2 protein-coding genes and 2 pseudogenes are annotated in these 3,116 nt (G+C 73.4%); all 4 read left to right on the top strand.

Annotation, left to right across the window (positions count from 1 at the left end):
- A pseudogene (locus tag IH13_RS0119140) lies at positions 1–532 on the top strand (hypothetical protein); the annotation flags it as partial.
- Positions 533–547: 15 nt separating this feature from the next.
- A pseudogene (locus tag IH13_RS37865) lies at positions 548–1,694 on the top strand (fumarylacetoacetate hydrolase family protein).
- A 4-nt stretch (positions 1,695–1,698) separates the two neighbouring features.
- Complete coding sequence (locus IH13_RS0119130) at positions 1,699–2,448, top strand: CoA transferase subunit A (RefSeq protein ID WP_031086043.1); 750 nt, start codon at positions 1,699–1,701, stop codon at positions 2,446–2,448.
- Positions 2,448–3,116 (top strand): 3-oxoacid CoA-transferase subunit B (locus IH13_RS0119125; protein WP_082317645.1); only part of this gene is annotated, 669 nt, incomplete at its 3' end. The genes IH13_RS0119130 and IH13_RS0119125, both read left to right, overlap by 1 nt.

Below are 3,116 nucleotides of genomic sequence, written 5' to 3'. Positions count from 1 at the left end.
GGCGAAGGGGGTGCCGGCGGTGCTGGCCGCCACCGCCGGCACGGACGTACCGGTGTTCCTGGAGCCGGCCGCCCCGGCCGGAGTCGACGCCCTCCTCACCGCGCTCGCCGGCGCCCCGGCAACCGGCGCCAAGCTGCGCTGCGGCGGGGTGCGGGCCGACCTGTTCCCCACCACGGCCGAGGTGGCCCACTTCGTGTGGGCGTGCGCGCGGGCCCGGGTGCCGTTCAAGGCGACCGCCGGACTGCACCACGCGGTCCGCCACCGGGACCCGGACACCGGCTTCACCCACCACGGCTGTCTGAACCTGCTGCTCGCCGCCGCGCGCGCCGCGACGGCCGACCCGGCGGCCCCCGCCGCACCGGCCTGCGTACCGCAAGCCCTGCGGATGACCGCACCCGAGGCCCTGGCAGGCGAGCTGGCCGCACTGCCCGTGTCCGCCGCGGACGCCGCGCGGACCCTGCTCGTCTCCTACGGCTCCTGCTCCACCCGTACACCGGTGTCCGAGGCGGCCACCCTCCTCGACACCGTCTGAAAGGACCGCTCCACCATGACCTCCCCCGGCTGGCTCCCCGTGGCCGAAGGCTCCCCGTTCCCCCTGCACAACCTCCCCTACGGGGTGTTCGCCCCGGAGGGCGAAGCGCCCCGGGTCGGCGTCGCCGTCGGCGAGCACGTCCTGGACCTCGCGCGGGCCCTCGACGACGCCACGTTCGCGCGGGCCGGCCTGAACGCCTTCATGGCCCAGGGCCGTACCCGCTGGCAGGAGGTCCGGGCCGAGATCACCGCCCTGCTCACCGACGCCGCCCACGAGGAGGCGGTACGCCCGGCGCTGCACCGCCTCGACGCCGTCCGGATGCTGATGCCGTTCGAACCGGCCGACTACGTGGACTTCTACGCCTCCGAACACCACGCCGCCCCTGCCGATCGGCTACCACGGCCGTGCGGGCACCCTGGTGGTCTCCGGTACGGACGTGGTGCGCCCGTGGGGGCAGAGCCGGCCGGTCGACGGCGGGGAGCCCGGCTTCGGCCCCTCCGAGCGCCTCGACATCGAGGCCGAGGTCGGCTTCGTCGTCGGCGTGCCGTCCGCGCAGGGCAGCCGGGTGGGCGTCGACGACTTCGCCGACCACGTCTTCGGGGTCTGCCTGGTCAACGACTGGAGCGCCCGGGACCTGCAGGCCTGGGAGTACGTACCGCTCGGCCCGTTCCTCGCCAAGTCGTTCGCGACGTCCGTGTCGCCGTGGATCGTGCCGCTGGACGCGCTGACCGCCGCCCGCACCGCCCCGCCGGCGCGTACCGAGCCGCTGCGTCCGTACCTGCGCGACGGGGAGGACTGGGGACTCGCCCTGGACCTCGAAGTACGCCTCAACGGGCAGGTGGTGGCGGCTCCCTCGTTCACCTCGATGTACTGGACCCCGGCCCAGATGCTCGCGCACATGACGGTCAACGGAGCCTCGTTGCGCACCGGCGACTTCTACGCCTCGGGCACGGTCAGCGGCCCCGGGCCGCGGGAGCGCGGGTCCCTGATGGAGCTCACCTGGAACGGCCGGGACCCGCTGGTCCTCGAGGACGGGTCCACCCGGGGGTTCCTGGAGGACGGCGACGAGGTCGTCATCACGGCGACCGCGCCCGGCCCCGACGGCACCCGTATCGGTTTCGGCGAGGTCCGGAGCCGTGTCGTCGCCGGTCAGGAGGGCTGAACCGGTGGACAAGGTGATCACCGACGCACGGGAGGCCGTGGCCGACATCGGCGACGGCGCCTCCCTCGCGGTCGGCGGCTTCGGCCTCTGCGGCATTCCCTCGGTCCTGCTGCACGCCCTGCACGAGCGGGCCGTCGGCGGTCTGCGGGTGGTGTCGAACAACTGCGGCACCGACCACCACGGTCTGGGCGTCCTGCTCGCCGACCACCGGATCAGCCGGGTGACGGCCTCCTACGTCGGCGAGAACAAGGAGTTCGCCCGCCAGTACCTGAGCGGCGAACTGGAGGTCGAGCTCATCCCCCAGGGCACGCTGGCGGAGCGGCTGCGGGCCGGGGGCTGCGGCATCCCCGCGTTCTTCACCCCGGCCGGTATCGGCACCCAGGTCGCGGACGGCGGACTGCCGTGGAAGTACACCGCCGACGGCGCGGTCGAGGTGGCGTCCCCGCCGAAGGAGCAGCGCGCGTTCGACGGCCGGGCGTACGTGCTGGAGGAGTCGGTCACCACCGACTTCGCCCTGGTCCGGGCGGAGCGCGGCGACCGCCACGGGAACCTCGTCTTCCACCGTTCCGCCCGCAACTTCAACCCGCTGGCGGCGATGGCCGGCACGGTGACCGTGGCCGAGGTGGAGGAGCTGGTGGACGGCGCCCTGCACCCGGACGAGGTGCATCTGCCCGGCCTGTTCGTGCAGCGGGTGGTGCCTCTCACCGCCGAACAGAGTGCGGACAAGACCATCGAGAAGGCGACGGTGCGCTGATGCCCTGGAACCGTGACGCCATGGCCGCCCGCGCGGCGGCGGAGCTGACCGACGGCTCCTACGTCAACCTCGGCATCGGCCTGCCCACGCTGGTGCCGAACCATCTGCCGGACGGCGTCGACGTGGTCCTGCACTCCGAGAACGGGCTGCTCGGCGTCGGCCCCTACCCGCTCGCCGACGAGGTCGATCCGGACCTCGTCAACGCGGGCAAGGAGACGGTCACCGTCCTGCCCGGCGCCTCGTTCTTCGACTCCGCGCTGTCCTTCGGCATGATCCGCGGTGGCCATCTGGACACCGCGATACTCGGCGGCCTCCAGGTCTCCACCGGCGGGGACCTCGCCAACTGGACCGTGCCCGGCAAGATGATCAAGGGCATGGGCGGGGCGATGGACCTCGTGCACGGCGCCCGCAAGGTGATCGTGCTGATGGAGCACACCTCCAAGGACGGCAGCCCGAAGATCGTGCGCGCCTGCACCCTGCCGCTCACCGGCAAGGCGTGTGTGCACCGTGTCATCACCGACCTCGGTGTCTTCGACGTCACCGCCACCGAGGACCTGGCGGTCGTGGAACTCGCCCCCGGCGTCAGCCTCGACGAGGTGCGCGCCGTCACCGACGCGGACCTCGTCCCCTCCCCCGCCGCCGTGACCGCCGACGAGCGGCTCCCGCCG

Origin of the sequence: Streptomyces sp. NRRL WC-3549 (assembly GCF_000721935.1) — a bacterium.
Classification (GTDB): domain Bacteria; phylum Actinomycetota; class Actinomycetes; order Streptomycetales; family Streptomycetaceae; genus Streptomyces.
This window is presented reverse-complemented; position numbering and strand designations above follow the sequence as displayed.